A 14,954-nucleotide genomic window follows, 5' to 3' on the forward strand; every position below is an offset into this window, starting at 1 on the left:
CCCGAAGCAGGAGGTAACCATGACCATCAAGACCCTGACGACCGCCAGCCTTGCAGCCCTGATCCTGGGATCGGGCACGGCAATGGCAGACACCTGGCGCTATGCCTTCGAGGAGGCGCTGGACGAGGTGCAGGGCGTCTTCGCCCAGAAGTTCAAGGAGGAGGTCGAGGCGAATTCCGACCACGAGGTGCAGCTGTTCCCGTTTGGTACGCTGGGCGAATCCGACAACATCCTGGAACAGACGCAATCGGGCATCCTGCAGTTCGTGAACCAGTCGCCCGGCTTTACCGGCGCCCTGATCCCCGAGGCGCAGGTCTTTTTCGTGCCCTACCTGCTGCCCGAGGACCAGGACCAGCTGGTCAGCTTCTTCCGCAACTCGGAAACCATCAACAACATCTTCCCCGAGCTTTACGCCGAGCAGGGGCTGGAGCTGTTGACCATGTACCCCGAAGGCGAGGTCATGCTGACCACCGACCAGCCGGTCCAGTCGCCGGAGGACCTGAACGACGTCAAGGTCCGCGTGATGACCAACCCGCTGCTGGTCGAAAGCTATCAGGCCTTTGGCGCGACGCCCACCCCGCTGCCCTGGGGCGAGGTCTATGGCGGGTTGCAGACCGGCATCATCGACGGTCAGGAAAATCCCGCCTTCTTCATCGAATCCACGCGCATGTACGAAGTCACCGACCACATCACGCGCCTTGGCCACAACAACTTCACCACCGCGCTGATGGCCAACAAGGACTTCTATGACGGTCTGCCCGATGAGGACCAGCAGGTCATCGACAATGCCACCCAGGCGGCCTTCGACCACATCATCGAATACCAGCAGGGCCTGACGCAGGAGTCGCTGGACAAGATCATGGAGGCCAAGCCCTCGATGACGGTCACGACGCTGACCGAGGAGCAGCGCGCCCCCTTCCGCGAAACCGCCGGAGAGGTCGAGAACACCTTCCTGGAAATCGGCGGCCCGCGGGCGCAGGAGGTGCTGGACCAGATGAAGGCCGACCTGGAGGCCGCCGCAAACAGTTGATTGCGGGTTCGCAGGGAACCGGCCGCCCGCGCGACCGGTTCCGCTGACACATCCAGATGGACAGGTGGCCATGCAGCCAGACACAAACCCGCGTGATGCCGGGTCCGACGATCCCCGCCACTCAGAGCCGGCAACGGCACCCGACGATATCGACGACTCGCTCTATCGTTCGGACCTGCCGGGGCCGCTCGGGGCGCTGGACCGAGGCATCGCGCGGGTCGAGGCGGTGATGCTGGCCTTCGGCGTGCTGGCGATGGCCACCAACACCGTGGCCAACGTGGTGGGGCGCTTCGGCTTCGGCCGATCTCTTTATTTCTCGGAAGAGGTGAACCAGGCGCTGATCGTGCTGATCACTTTCGCGGGCCTGTCCTACGCCGCGCGGCATGGGCGCCACATCCGCATGTCTGCGATCCTGGACGCGCTGCCCCATGGCGTGCGCAAAGCCGGGATGGTCATCATCTCGGCCCTGACGGCGGCGCTGCTGCTGCTGCTGGCGTGGTACGCCTTCACCTATGTTCAGACGCAGGCCAGCCGCGGCCGGGTGCTGCCCGCGCTGCGCATCCCGCAGTGGTGGATCATCGTCTGGGTCCCGGCGGGGTTCTTTCTGACCGGCCTGCAATACGCGCTGACGGCGCTGAAGAACCTGACGCATGACGGCATCTGGCTGTCGACCGGCACGCAGGACGGCTATGACCCCGTTCCCGAAGAGGAGACGCGCCCATGACCGCCGCCATCCTGGGCACGATGGTCGTGCTGCTGTTGCTGGGATTTCCGATGATGGTGCCGCTGATCGTCGGGTCGATGGTCGGCTTCGTCGGGATCTTCGGCGGATTGGGGCAGCTGGAGACGCTGGTCCAGCAGGTGATCGCCGGCATCCAGCCGGCAAGCCTCGTGGCCGTTCCGATGTTCATCTTCGCCGCCGACCTGATGACGCGGGGCCAGTCGGCCGAGCGTCTGATCGACCTCGTGATGTCCTTCCTTGGCCACATGAAGGGCGGACTGGCCATTTCCACCGCAGGCGCCTGCACGATGTTCGGCGCGGTGTCGGGGTCGACGCAGGCGACCGTCGTCGCCGTCGGCGGGCCGCTGCGGCCGCGGCTGCTGAAGGCGGGCTACAGCGACAGCTTCACGCTGGCGCTGATCGTCAACGCCTCGGACATCGCCTTCCTGATCCCGCCATCCATTGGCATGATCATCTATGGCGTCGTGTCGGGAACATCGATTTCCGAACTGTTTCTGGCGGGGATCGGGCCGGGGCTGCTGATCCTGCTGCTGTTCTCGATCTATTCCTACATCTACGCCGTCCGCCACGACGTGCCGGTCGAGGAGCCCGCGACCTGGGCCGAACGCGGCCGCGCCATGCGCCGCGCGCTGTGGCCGCTGGGGTTCCCGGTCATCATCATCGGCGGCATCTATGGCGGCATCTTTTCCCCGACCGAGGCGGCTGCGGCCTGCGTCCTTTACGCGCTGGTGCTGGAATTGATCATCTTCCGTGAACTGAGCCTGAAGCAGCTCTATTCCACTGCGAAGTCCACCGGCCTGATCACGGCGGTCGTCTTCATCCTGGTCGGCGCGGGCACCGCCTTCAGCTATGTCATCAGCTTCGCGCAGATCCCGCAGGCGATCCTGGGCGGCATCGGCATCGACGGGATGGGCCCCTATGGGGTGCTGTTCACGATCTCGATCGCGTTCTTCATCGGCTGCATGTTCGTCGACCCGATCGTTGTCATCCTGATCCTGGTGCCGATCTTCGCGCCGGTGGTGCAGGACGTTGGTCTGGATCCGGTCCTTGTCGGCACGATCATCACGCTGCAGGTGGCCATCGGCAGCGCGACGCCTCCCTTCGGCTGCGACATCTTCACCGCCATCGCCGTCTTCAAGCGCCCCTATTGGGAGGTGATCCGCGGCACGCCGCCCTTCATCGCGATCCTTCTGGGGGTGTCGGTGTTGCTGATCTTCGTGCCGCAGATCGCGTTGTTCCTGCGCGACCTGGCCATCGCGCAGCCGGGGGCGTGATGCGGGACGAGGCTTTGCAACGGTTCGGGCTGGTCGCGCTGGCGACCGACATGACGATCGAGGGCGATGCGGTGCGCCTGATGCCGCCGGGCACGCGGCTGCACGTCACGCGCATCGCCTTCGACAACCCCACGACCGAGGAAAACCTGCGCGACACCGGGCCGCGGCTGCGGGCGGCGGTCGACCTGATCGTGCCGGGGGTCGAGCTTGCGGGGATAGGCTTTGGTTGCACCTCGGCCTCGGCCGTGCTGGGCAGCAGCATCGAGGCGCTGGCGGGCGGGCGCGCGCCCGTGACCACCCCGGCCGGGGCGGCGCTGCGGGGGTTCGGCGCCCTGGGCCTGGACCGCGTGGCGCTGATGACGCCCTATCTGGAGGCGACGACGGATCTGGTCGGCGACCATTTCCAGGCCCGTGGCATCGACGTCGTGCGCCGCAGCAGCATGGGTCACGCCGACGACCGCGACATGGCGCGTCTTGGTGCGGCCGAGATCATCGAGATGGCCGAGGCCAGCGACCACCCCGAGGCGCAGGCGCTGTTCATTTCCTGCACCGCACTTCCGGCGGTCGACGTCATCGACCGGATCGAGGCACGTCTGGGCAAGCCGGTCCTGTCGTCGAACCAGGCGTTGTTCTGGTCCATGATGGACCAGGTCCGCATCCCGGCGGCGGGGCCCGGCGCATTGTTCAGGTGCCGGACATGGTGACGCTGGACGACATCCTGGCCGCGCGCGACCGCATCGCGGGGCAGGTGCTGGAAACGCCGGTCGTGGGTTCGGCAAGCCTGTCGGGGCTGGCGGGTGGTCCGGTCTGGCTGAAATGCGAATACCGCCAGACGACCGGCGCATTCAAGCTGCGCGGGGCCTCGAACGCTGTGGCCCGGCTTGGGACGGTGGCGGGCGTCACGACGGCCTCGACCGGCAACCACGGGCGGGCGCTGGCCCATGCGGCGCGGACGCGGGGGCTGCCAGCGGTCATCTGCATGTCACGGCTGGTGCCCGGCAACAAGCTGGACGCAATCAAGGCGCTGGGGGCCGAAGCGCGTATCGTCGGCGACAGCCAGGACGACGCCTTCAAGGAGGCCCGCCGCCTGCAGCGCGACGAAGGCTTTGCCCTGATCCCGCCCTTCGATCACGCGGACGTGGTGGCGGGCCAGGGCACGCTGGGGCTGGAGATCCTGGACCAGGTCCCGGACGCCGCCGCCATCGCCGTGCCGTTATCCGGTGGCGGGCTATTGGCCGGTGTCGCGGCGGCGGCCAAGGCGCGACGACCCGACATCCGCATCGTCGGCATCAGCATGGAGCGTGGCGCCGCGATGGCCGCCAGTCTCGCCGCCGGAGAACCCGTCGAGGTGACCGAACTGCCGACCCTGGCCGACAGCCTGGGCGGCGGCATCGGCATGGGCAACCGGCTGACCTTTCCGATGGTCCGCGACCTGATGGACGAGCTGATCCTGCTGACCGAGGACGATATCGCCGGCGGTCTGCGCCATCTGGCCCGCGAAGGCCACGTCGTCGAAGGCGCCGCCGCCGTCGGAGCCGGCGCGATTCTTGCGGGAAAACTGCGCAGCAACGGTCCGCTGGTCCTGATCCTGTCCGGTGGCAATATCGATCCCGCGCTTCACGCCAGCCTGCTGGAGACCACATGACGCCGCTGATCCTGTCGGAAACCGAATTGCGCGACCGCGTGCCGCTGGACCTTGCCGCCGTCGACGTGGTCGAGGCCGGCTTCCGGCGGCTGGCCGAGGGCGGCGTGGTCATGCCGCCGGTCCTGTCCATGCACCTGTCCGAAGTGAACGGAGAGGTGGACGTCAAGACGGCTTTTGTTCCGGGGTTTGAGGGCTTTGCGGTCAAGATCTCACCGGGGTTCTTCGGCAATCCAGCTTTGGGGCTGCCGTCGACATCGGGGATGATGGTGGTGCTGGACGCCAAGACCGGACAGGTGCGCGCGGTGCTGCTGGACAACGGCTGGCTGACTGATGTGCGGACTGCCGCGGCCGGCGGCGTGGCCGCGCGGTGGCTGTCGCGCCCCGATGCCAGCCGTGTCGCGATTTTGGGCGCGGGGCTTCAGGCGCGGATGCAGTTGCAGGCGCTGCGGCTGGTCCGACCCATCTCCAGCGCCGTGATCTGGGCCCGCGACCTGTCCCGCGCGCAGGCGCTGACGGATGAAGTCACCGGCATCGACATCCGCGCCACCGCGGACGCGGAGGAGGCCGTGACGCAGGCCGACATCATCGTGACCACCACGCCCGCAACCCTGCCGATCCTGCAGGCCGAGTGGCTGCGCGAGGGTCAGCACGTCACCGCCATGGGCAGCGACCAGCCCGGCAAGAACGAGTTGCACCCCGACTGCCTGGCCCGCGCCGACCTCTATGTGGCCGACCGCGCCAGCCAGACCCGCCTGATGGGAGAGTTGCGCGCCGCCATCGAGGCCGGCACCCATTCCGGCAACCACGTTCCCGAACTGGGCGACATCATCGCCGGGAAACATCCGGGCCGGACCGATCAACAGCAGACGACCATCTGCGACCTGACCGGCACGGGCGTCCAGGACACCGCCATCGCCACCCACGCGCTTGCCGCGTTTTCGAAAGCCACGTGAATGCCAGAACTGCAAAGGACGCCCGAACGCTTCTCGACCGCCGAATACGAGGAGCGGTTGGCCAAGACCCGCGCCAGCATGGAGAAGCTGGGACTGGACCTGCTGATCGTCAGCGACCCGTCGAACATGGCCTGGCTGACCGGCTATGACGGCTGGTCCTTCTATGTCCACCAATGCGTGATCGTGGGGCCGACCGGTTCGCCCATCTGGTTCGGGCGCGGGCAGGATGCGCAGGGCGCGCTGCGCACGGTCTGGATGACCGACGACCACATCATCGGCTATCCCGACTATTACGTGCAGTCGGTGGAACGGCACCCGATGGATTACCTGTGGGCGACGCTGGCCGACAAGGGCTGGCACACCGGCTTCATCGGCGTCGAGATGGACAATTACTGGTACACGGCCAAGGCGCATGAACGGCTTGTCCACGGCCTGCCCGAGGCGCAGATCCTGGACGCGACGGGCCTGGTGAACTGGCAGCGGGCGATCAAGACGCCCAAGGAGCTGCAATACATGCGCAAGGCCGCGCGCATCGTGGAACGCATGCACCGCCGGATCGCGGACAAGATCGAGGTCGGCATGCGCAAGTGCGATCTGGTGGCGGAGATCTATGACAGCGGGCTGCGCTATGACGAATGGTCGGGGCATGGCGGCGACTATCCCGCCATCGTGCCGCTGCTGCCTTCGGGTCCCGATGCCGCCGCGCCGCACCTGACCTGGGACGACCTGCCGATGAAGCAGGACGAGGGCACGTTCTTCGAAATCGCCGGTTGTTACCAGCGATACCACGTGCCCCTGTCGCGCACGATCTTCCTGGGCACGCCGCCCAAGGAGATGCTGGAGGCCGAGAAGGCCGTGCTGGAGGGGATGGAGGCCGGTCTTGCCGCCGCCCGCCCCGGCAATACCTGCGAGGATATTGCCAACGCCTTCTTCACGGTTCTGGACCGTCATGGCATCGTCAAGGACAACCGCACCGGCTATCCGATCGGTCTGTCCTATCCGCCCGACTGGGGCGAACGCACCATGTCCCTGCGCCGCGGCGACCGGACCGAGCTGAAGCCCGGCATGACGTTCCACTTCATGACAGGCCTCTGGATGGAGGGCTGGGGCTATGAGACCACCGAATCGCTGGTCATCACCGAGCGCGAGCCGGAACTGTTCTGCTCGATCCCCCGGCGGATGCTGGTGAAGCCATGAACCCGATCCGGCCCACGATCCCGCTGGATGCGCCCGGCAAGCACCACGGCTTCCTCCGGCTGCCCTATTCGCGCAACGACAGCGCCTGGGGCAGCGTGATGATCCCGCTGACGGTGATCGGCAATGGCGACGGGCCGACGGCGCTGCTGACCGGCGGCAACCACGGCGACGAATACGAAGGGCCCATCGCGCTCCAGCAGCTGGCATGGGAGCTGGAGCCGGGGGACATCACGGGGCGCGTCATCATCGCGCCCTACCTGAACTACCCCGCCTGTCGGGCAGGGACGCGGGTCAGCCCGATCGATCAGGTCAACATGAACCGCTGCTTTCCGGGGCGCGCTGACGGCACGGTCACACAGAAGATTGCGCATTACTTCGACAGCGTGCTGGTGCCGATGGCGGATGTCGTGCTGGACTATCATTCGGGCGGCAAGACGCTGGACTTCCTGCCCTACGCGGCCGCGCACTATCTGGACGACGCGGACCAGCAGGCGGCCTGCGTGGCGGCCATGCAGGCCTTCGGTGCGCCATGGTCGATGATGATGCGAGAGATCGACGCCGTCGGCATGTTCGACACGGCGGTCGAGGAGAAGGGCAAGGTTTTCGTCACCACCGAACTGGGCGGCGGCGGCACGGCCACGGCGGCATCCGCCCGGATCGCCATTCGCGGAGCGCGGAACGTGCTGCGCCATGCCGGCATCCTGGCCGGAGAGATCGAACAAGGCGAGAGCCGCATGCTGGACATGCCGGGCGACGACTGCTTCCACTTCGCCACGCGCGACGGGCTGCTGCATCCGCTGGCGGATCTGGGTGAAGACGTGATCGAGGGTCAGTCCATCGCCCGCATCTGGCCCACCGACCGCACCGGGGTCGCGCCGGTCGAGGTTGTCGCCAACCGCGCCGGCCTGATCGCCGCGCGCCACTTCCCGGGGCTGGTGCAGACCGGCGACTGCCTTGCGGTGATCGCCGTCGGTTGACGGCGCTGCCGAACCTTGGGCAGGCGTTCCTGACATCGCTTGCCCTTGAGTGCCCGCACCTGTGGTTGAGCGATTGCTGCCCGCATCGCTTGTCGCATGGTCCCACGACCCGCCGTGCCGGATCGACAGCCACTGGGATCTGTGCGACGGCAACGGCGATACGCTTGACCGAGGCAGGTGGCTCGGTGTTGATGCCGCCGAAGGGGGCGTCATGATCGACAAACTGGAAATGTTCCTCGCGGTCGCCAAGGAAGGCCATTTCGGCCGTGCGGCGCAGTCGCTGGGGATCACCCAGCCGACGCTGTCGGCCGGGATCAAGCAGCTTGAGGAAACCCTTGGCGTTCTGCTGATCTTTCGCGGGTCGCGCTATGGCGGCCTGACGCCCGAGGGGCAGTCGGCGCTGGTCTGGGCACGGCGCATCGTCGGCGACACCCGTCAGCTGCGGGACGAGATGCGCGCCACCCGTCACGGCCTGTCCGGACGGCTGCGCATCGCGGTGGTGCCCACGGCGCTTACCTGGGCTGCGCGGTTGGCTGCGCGGTACGGAGAGGCGCATCCGAATGTCGGGCTGACAATCCTTTCGCGCAGCTCCAGTGCCATCCTGCAGATGATCGAGGACCTGGAGGTCGATGCGGGCATCTCTTACCTGGATAACGAGCCGCTGGGAAAGGTCAGCGCCGTTCCTCTTTATGATGAAACCTACACGCTGGTCGCACCGCACGGGCATCCGCTGGCGCGCGGCGGCCCGGTGGCATGGTCGGCGCTGAACGGCCAGCGGCTGTGTCTGCTGACGCCCGACATGCAGAACCGCCGCATCATCAACCGACGCCTGGCCGATGCGGGGGTCAATCCGCTGGCGATGGTCGAGAGCAACTCGACCGTGGTGCTGGTGTCGCAGGTGCTGAACGGCGATTGGCTGACGATCCTGCCGCAGGACGTTGCCCGCTTTCTGGCGCAGGGCAAGCCGCTGTCGCTGGTCCCGCTGGAAAACGTCGGGCCGGGCCATGCCGTGGGCCTGATCGCGCCCTGGAGAGAACCGCACACGCCGGTGCTGGAGGCGCTGCTGACCGAGGCGCGGCGGATGGTTCGATAGGAAATTCCTATCAACTGACGGAACTGCGATATTGATTTGCGGATGAAACGGCTGTTCCGTAAGAGACCGGACTTCCGAAAGGCCAGCCATGATCGATCACGCGCCAGCCCCCTCTGCGGACGAGATCCGCGATGTCGTCCTGCCCCTGACCGGGCTGGAGGGGCCGCTTCTGCCGATGCTCCACGCGATTCAGGAGGTGTGGGGTCATGTTCCGCAAGCGGCCGTCCCGGTCCTGGCCGACGTGCTGAACCTGGGCCGGGCCGAGGTGCACGGCGTCATCAGCTTCTATCACGATTTCCGCGATCATCCCGCCGGGCGGCGCGTGCTGAAGATCTGCCGGGCAGAGGCCTGCCAGTCGGTCGGCGGCGCGGGTGTCGCGGCGGAAACGCTGGCGCGGCTTGGCATCGACTGGCACGGCACCACGCCGGACGGTGGGGTGACGGTCGAGCCGGTCTATTGCCTGGGCCTCTGCGCATGCGGGCCGGCGGCGATGCTGGACGGCCGGGTGATCGGCCGGGTCGATGCGGACCGGCTGACGGCCGAACTGGAGGCCGCGCGATGAAGATCTGGGTTCCGATGGACAGCGCCGCCAAGGCGCTTGGCGCCGACCAGGTGGCCGAGGCGCTGGCGCGAGAGGCCAAGACGCGCGGGATGGACGTGCAGATCGTTCGCAACGGTACGCGCGGGATGGTCTGGCTGGAACCCCTGGTCGAGGTCGAGACGCCTGGGGGGCGGATCGCCTATGGGTCTGTCGCGCCTGCCGATGTGCCGGCTCTGCTGGATGGCAAGGCGAATGGGCTGGGACCGGTCGAGGATCTGGAGTGGATGAAGCGCCAGACGCGGCTGACCTTCGCCCGCTGCGGCGTGATCGACCCGCTGGACCTGGACGATTACGCCGCGCATGGCGGTCTGGCCGGTCTGCGTCGCGCGCTGGGCATGAGCAAGGCCGAGATCGTGTCCGAGGTCACGGCCAGCGGGCTGCGCGGCCGTGGCGGCGCGGGCTTCCCCACCGGCATCAAGTGGAAGACTGTCAGCGAGGCCGTCGCGGACCAGAAATACATCGTCTGCAACGCCGACGAGGGCGACAGCGGCACATTCGCCGACCGGATGATCATGGAGGGCGATCCCTTTACCCTGATCGAAGGCATGGCAATTGCGGGTCTGGGTGTCGGCGCGACGCGCGGCTATGTCTACATGCGCAGCGAATACCCGGACGCGATTCGCGTGATGGAGGCGGCGGTCGTCATCGCCCGGAGCCGCGGTGTGCTGGGGCCGGACGTTCTGGGCAGCGGGCGCGCCTTTGACATGCAGGTCCGCACCGGCGCGGGCGCCTATGTCTGCGGCGAGGAAACGAGCCTCTTGAACAGTCTGGAGGGCAAGCGCGGTACGGTGCGCGCCAAGCCGCCCCTGCCTGCGCTGGAGGGGTTCCTTGGCAAGCCCACCGTCGTCAATAACGTGATCAGCCTGGCGACCGTGCCGGTGATATTCGAAAAGGGTGCGCAGCACTACGCCGATTTCGGCCTTGGCCGGTCGCGCGGCACCGTGACGCTGCAGATCGCCGGGAACGTGCGACACGGCGGGCTGTTCGAGACAGCCTTCGGCATGACCCTGGGCGAGGTCGTGAACGACATCGGCGGCGGCACCCTGTCGGGCCGGCCGGTCAAGGCGGTGCAGGTGGGCGGGCCGCTGGGCGCCTACATGCCGGTCAGCAAGTTCGATACGCCGATGGGATACGAGGAGTTCGACCAGAAGGGCGGGCTGATCGGCCATGCCGGTCTGGTCGTCTTCGACGACACGGCCGACATGCTGCAGATGGCGCGATTTGCCATGGAGTTCTGCGCAGTGGAAAGCTGCGGCAAGTGCACGCCCTGCCGCATCGGCGCCGTGCGCGGGGTCGAAACCATCGACCGCATCGCGGCGGGCGACGCTGCCGCGGCCGATCTGCTCACGGACCTGTGCGAGACGATGAAGGACGGCTCGCTTTGTGCGCTCGGGGGCTTTACACCTTACCCGGTGATGTCGGCCCTGACGCAATTCCCCGATGATTTCGCCACCCACAAGGAGGCAGCGGAATGAAAGACTTCGTCATCCCCCAGTTCGCACCCGGCGACGACCGCGACATGGGCACGCCCGCACGCAACGGCGCCCCGGTCAGCCTGACCATCGACGGCTTCGAGGTGACGGTGCCCGAAGGCACGTCCGTCATGCGCGCCGCCTTCGAGGCGGGGATCGACGTCCCCAAACTGTGTGCCAGCGACAACATGGAGGCTTTCGGGTCCTGCCGCCTGTGCGTGGTCGAGATCGAGGGGCGGCGCGGCACGCCCGCCAGCTGCACGACGCCCGTGGTCGAAGGGATGGTGGTCCACACCCAGTCCTCGAAGGTCCGCAAGATCCGCAAGGGCGTGATGGAGCTTTACATCAGCGACCACCCGCTGGACTGCCTGACCTGCGCGGCCAACGGCGATTGCGAGTTGCAGGACGCGGCGGGGCAGGTGGGCCTGCGCGACGTGCGCTATACGCCGGGCGACAACCACTTCGACCCCAAGGGCATCGGCGCGCGGTCCCAGTCCGAGGCGCGGCTGCGCGAGGGGCCGGGCAATCCGCAATACCTGCCCAAGGACGACAGCAACCCGTATTTCAGCTATGACCCCAGCAAGTGCATCGTCTGTTCGCGTTGCGTCCGCGCCTGCGAAGAGGTGCAGGGGACGTTCGCACTGACCATCGAAGGCCGCGGTTTCGACAGCCGTGTCAGCGCCGGAACCGGGTTCGACAATTTCCTGTCCAGCGACTGCGTCAGCTGCGGGGCCTGCGTGCAGGCCTGCCCGACGGCGACGCTGCAGGAGAAATCGGTGGCCGAACTAGGCACGCCCACGCGATCGGTCATCACCACCTGCGCCTATTGCGGCGTCGGCTGCAGCTTCAAGGCCGAGATGAACGGCGACACGCTGGTCCGCATGGTGCCCTGGAAGCACGGCAAGGCGAACCGGGGCCACAGCTGCGTCAAGGGCCGCTTTGCCTATGGCTATACCGCGCACAAGGACCGAATCCTGAACCCGATGATCCGCGATACCATCGACGAGCCGTGGCGCGAGGTCAGCTGGGACGAGGCGTTGTCCTTCGCCGCCGGGCGCATGAAGGCCATTCAGCAAAAGCACGGGCGCCGTTCGGTCGGGGTCATCACCTCGAGCCGCTGCACCAACGAGGAAAGCTATCTGGTCCAGAAGCTGACTCGCGCGGTCTTTGGCAACAACAACACCGACACCTGCGCGCGCGTCTGCCATTCGCCCACCGGCTATGGCCTGGGCAAGACCTTCGGAACCTCGGCCGGAACGCAGGACTTCGACAGCGTCGAGCATACGGATGTCGTGCTTATCATCGGCGCGAACCCGACTGACGGCCACCCGGTCTTTGCCAGCCGCCTGAAGAAGCGGCTGCGGCAGGGGGCGAAGCTGATCGTGGTCGATCCGCGCCGCATCGACATGGTTCGGTCCGCCCATATCGAGGCAGCCCATCACCTGCCGCTGCGTCCGGGCACCAACGTCGCCGTCGTGACGGCGATGGCGCACGTGGTCGTGACTGAAGGGCTGATGGACGAGGCCTATATCCGCGAGCGCTGCGACTGGGACGAGTTCCAGCACTATGCCGAGTTCGTCAGCGACCCGCGCCACGCCCCCGAGGCGATCGAGAGCCTGACGGGCGTTCCGGCCGAGGAACTGCGTGCGGCTGCACGGCTGTTCGCGACGGGCGGCAACGGCGCGATCTACTACGGCCTGGGCGTGACGGAACACAGCCAGGGCTCGACCACTGTCATGTCCATCGCGAACCTGGCGATGCTGACCGGCAACGTGGGCCGTCCGGGTGTGGGCGTGAACCCGCTGCGGGGCCAGAACAACGTGCAGGGATCGTGCGACATGGGGTCCTTCCCGCACGAGCTGCCGGGATACCGCCACGTCAAGCTGCCCGATGTCCGCGCGATCTTCGAGAACGCCTGGGGCGTCGAGATCGACCCCGAGCCTGGCCTCCGCATCCCGAACATGCTGGACGCGGCCGTGGAAGGCACGTTCAAGGGGCTGTACTGCCAGGGCGAGGACATCCTGCAGTCGGACCCGGACACGCATCACGTGGCGGCCGGCCTGCGGGCGATGGAATGCGTCATCGTCCACGACCTGTTCCTGAACGAGACCGCGAACTATGCCCATGTCTTCCTGCCGGGGTCGTCCTTCCTGGAGAAGGACGGCACCTTCACCAACGCGGAACGGCGCATCAACCGCGTCCGCAAGGTGATGCAGCCCAGAAACGGCTATGAGGACTGGGAGGTCACGCAGCTGCTGGCCAACGCGATGGGGGCGAACTGGCGCTATACCCATCCGTCCCAGATCATGGACGAGATCGCGGCCACCACGCCGAGCTTCGCCGGCGTCAGCTATGAGCGGCTGGAGGAGATGGGGTCGGTGCAATGGCCCTGCAACGAGGATGCGCCGGCGGGCACTCCGCTGATGCATGTGGACGGGTTCATGTCGGGCAAGGGCCACTTCATCATCACAGAGTATGTCGCGACCGAGGAACGGACGGGTCCGCGCTTCCCGCTGCTGCTGACGACGGGGCGTATCCTGTCGCAGTACAACGTGGGCGCGCAGACCCGCCGGACCGAGAACACCGTCTGGCACGATCAGGACGTGCTGGAGATCCATCCCCACGACGCCGAGGTTCGCGGCGTGACTGACGGGGACTGGGTGCGCCTGGCCAGCCGGACCGGGGAAACGACGCTGCGGGCGGTGCTGACCGACCGGGTGTCGCCGGGCGTGGTCTATACGACCTTCCACCACCCGGCCACGCAGGCCAACGTGGTGACGACGGACTTTTCGGACTGGGCGACGAACTGCCCGGAATTCAAGGTCACCGCCGTGCAGGTCAGCCCGTCGAACGGGCCGTCCGAGTGGCAGGAGACCTATAACGAGCAGGCGGAGCGGTCGCGGCGGATCCTGTCGGCTGCGGAGTAGCCGATGGCCCTGCCGCCGCCCGTCCGCCTGGCGGACGCCATGCACCTTCGTCCGGGCAGCCGTGTCGCGGTGACGCGCACGGTGCCCGAGGAAACGCCGGTGGCGATGGTCTATGGCGGCTCGACCCAGGCCGTCATGATGGCGACGCCCGCGGACCTGGCGGATTTCGCGATGGGCTTTTCGCTGACCGAGGGGATCGTCGCCGACCCGTCGCAGATCGAGCGGCTGGAGATCCTGGACCACCCCAAGGGCGCCGAGGCGCAGATGTGGTTGGCCGAGGACCGGGCCGAGGCGCTGGCGGCGCGGCGGCGGTTCATGGCGGGTCCGGTGGGCTGCGGCCTCTGCGGCATCGACAGCCTTGACGAGGCGGTACGGGCCTTGCCGGACCTCTTGGGGGTCGGCACGGCGCTGACGCCCGACCAGGTCGCCGGGGCGACCGAGGATCTGCGCAGCTGGCAGCCGCTGCACGACCAGACCCGCGCGGTCCATGCGGCAGGCTTCCTGCTGCCGGGCCAGGGGATCGTCCTGGCGCGAGAGGATGTGGGCCGCCACAACGCGCTGGACAAGCTGATCGGCGCGATGGCGCGGCAGGGGCTGTTGGCGCGTGACGGGGCCTTCGTGCTGACCAGCCGCGTCTCGGTCGAGATGGTGCAGAAATGCGCCATGGCCGGGTCCGGCATCCTGATCGCCGTGTCGGCGCCCACCGCCCATGCCCTGCGCCTGGCCGAGGGCGCCGGCATTACCCTGGCCGCCTTTGCGCGCGGCGAGGGGTTCGATTTGTTTTCCCATCCCGAACGGCTGCGTGCCGAGGTATCAGATGTCGCCTGAAAAGATGGTCATGATGGCCAACCAGATCGCCACCTTCTTCGACAGCCAGCCCGGCAACGCGCCCGACAAGATCGCGGACCACCTGCGCGACTTCTGGGAACCACGAATGCGCGCGCAGCTGCTGACTTTTATGGAGGCGGGCGGCAAGGGGCTGCTGCCGTCGGCCGAAGAGGCGGCCCGAAGGCTCTGATGCAACCGGTTGGCCGGTTCGTGGG

At 67.3% G+C, this 14,954-nt stretch carries 14 protein-coding genes; all 14 read left to right on the forward strand.

Going from position 1 to position 14,954, the window contains the following annotated elements; translation table 11 throughout:
• Positions 1–19: 19 nt before the first annotated feature.
• The gene (locus OC159_RS08995) at positions 20–1,030 is read left to right on the forward strand and encodes a TRAP transporter substrate-binding protein (RefSeq protein ID WP_265500811.1); all 1,011 of its coding nucleotides are present in this window, start codon (positions 20–22) and stop codon (positions 1,028–1,030) included.
• A 70-nt stretch (positions 1,031–1,100) separates the two neighbouring features.
• Positions 1,101–1,754 (forward strand): TRAP transporter small permease, encoded by a 654-nt coding sequence (locus OC159_RS09000; RefSeq protein ID WP_265500812.1) that lies wholly within the window; start codon positions 1,101–1,103, stop codon positions 1,752–1,754.
• Entirely contained in the window at positions 1,751–3,046 is a 1,296-nt protein-coding gene (locus tag OC159_RS09005) for a TRAP transporter large permease (protein WP_265500813.1), read from the forward strand. Before OC159_RS09000 ends, OC159_RS09005 begins: the two co-directional genes overlap by 4 nt.
• A complete protein-coding gene (locus OC159_RS09010) occupies positions 3,046–3,750 on the forward strand; it encodes a maleate cis-trans isomerase family protein (RefSeq protein ID WP_265500814.1) in 705 nt (234 codons plus the stop codon). Before OC159_RS09005 ends, OC159_RS09010 begins: the two co-directional genes overlap by 1 nt.
• Positions 3,744–4,691 (forward strand): hydroxyectoine utilization dehydratase EutB, encoded by a 948-nt coding sequence (eutB, locus tag OC159_RS09015; RefSeq protein ID WP_265500815.1) that lies wholly within the window; start codon positions 3,744–3,746, stop codon positions 4,689–4,691. Before OC159_RS09010 ends, eutB begins: the two co-directional genes overlap by 7 nt.
• Entirely contained in the window at positions 4,688–5,644 is a 957-nt protein-coding gene (locus tag OC159_RS09020) for a cyclodeaminase (RefSeq protein ID WP_265500816.1), read from the forward strand. Before eutB ends, OC159_RS09020 begins: the two co-directional genes overlap by 4 nt.
• Positions 5,645–6,841 carry an ectoine hydrolase DoeA gene (gene doeA, locus OC159_RS09025; RefSeq protein ID WP_265500817.1) on the forward strand — a complete coding sequence of 399 codons (1,197 nt, stop codon included), beginning with the start codon at positions 5,645–5,647 and terminating at the stop codon, positions 6,839–6,841.
• Complete coding sequence (doeB, locus tag OC159_RS09030) at positions 6,838–7,818, forward strand: N(2)-acetyl-L-2,4-diaminobutanoate deacetylase DoeB (protein ID WP_265500818.1); 981 nt, start codon at positions 6,838–6,840, stop codon at positions 7,816–7,818. Before doeA ends, doeB begins: the two co-directional genes overlap by 4 nt.
• Before the next feature lie 211 nt (positions 7,819–8,029).
• Entirely contained in the window at positions 8,030–8,911 is an 882-nt protein-coding gene (locus OC159_RS09035; protein ID WP_265500819.1) for a LysR family transcriptional regulator, read from the forward strand.
• Between the two features lie 88 nt (positions 8,912–8,999).
• Positions 9,000–9,473, forward strand: coding sequence for a formate dehydrogenase subunit gamma (locus tag OC159_RS09040; RefSeq protein WP_265500820.1), 474 nt, complete (start codon positions 9,000–9,002; stop codon positions 9,471–9,473).
• Entirely contained in the window at positions 9,470–10,987 is a 1,518-nt protein-coding gene (locus OC159_RS09045) for a formate dehydrogenase beta subunit (protein WP_265500821.1), read from the forward strand. Before OC159_RS09040 ends, OC159_RS09045 begins: the two co-directional genes overlap by 4 nt.
• Positions 10,984–13,911, forward strand: coding sequence for a formate dehydrogenase subunit alpha (gene fdhF / locus OC159_RS09050; protein ID WP_265500822.1), 2,928 nt, complete (start codon positions 10,984–10,986; stop codon positions 13,909–13,911). The genes OC159_RS09045 and fdhF overlap by 4 nt, the downstream gene beginning before the upstream one ends.
• A gap of 3 nt (positions 13,912–13,914) precedes the next feature.
• Positions 13,915–14,739, forward strand: a complete 825-nt coding sequence (gene fdhD / locus OC159_RS09055) for a formate dehydrogenase accessory sulfurtransferase FdhD (protein ID WP_407674080.1) — start codon at positions 13,915–13,917, stop codon at positions 14,737–14,739.
• A complete protein-coding gene (locus tag OC159_RS09060) occupies positions 14,729–14,929 on the forward strand; it encodes a formate dehydrogenase subunit delta (RefSeq protein WP_265500823.1) in 201 nt (66 codons plus the stop codon). Before fdhD ends, OC159_RS09060 begins: the two co-directional genes overlap by 11 nt.
• Positions 14,930–14,954 lie beyond the last annotated feature (25 nt).

This window comes from Paracoccus beibuensis (assembly GCF_026162625.1).
Taxonomy (GTDB): domain Bacteria; phylum Pseudomonadota; class Alphaproteobacteria; order Rhodobacterales; family Rhodobacteraceae; genus Paracoccus; species Paracoccus beibuensis.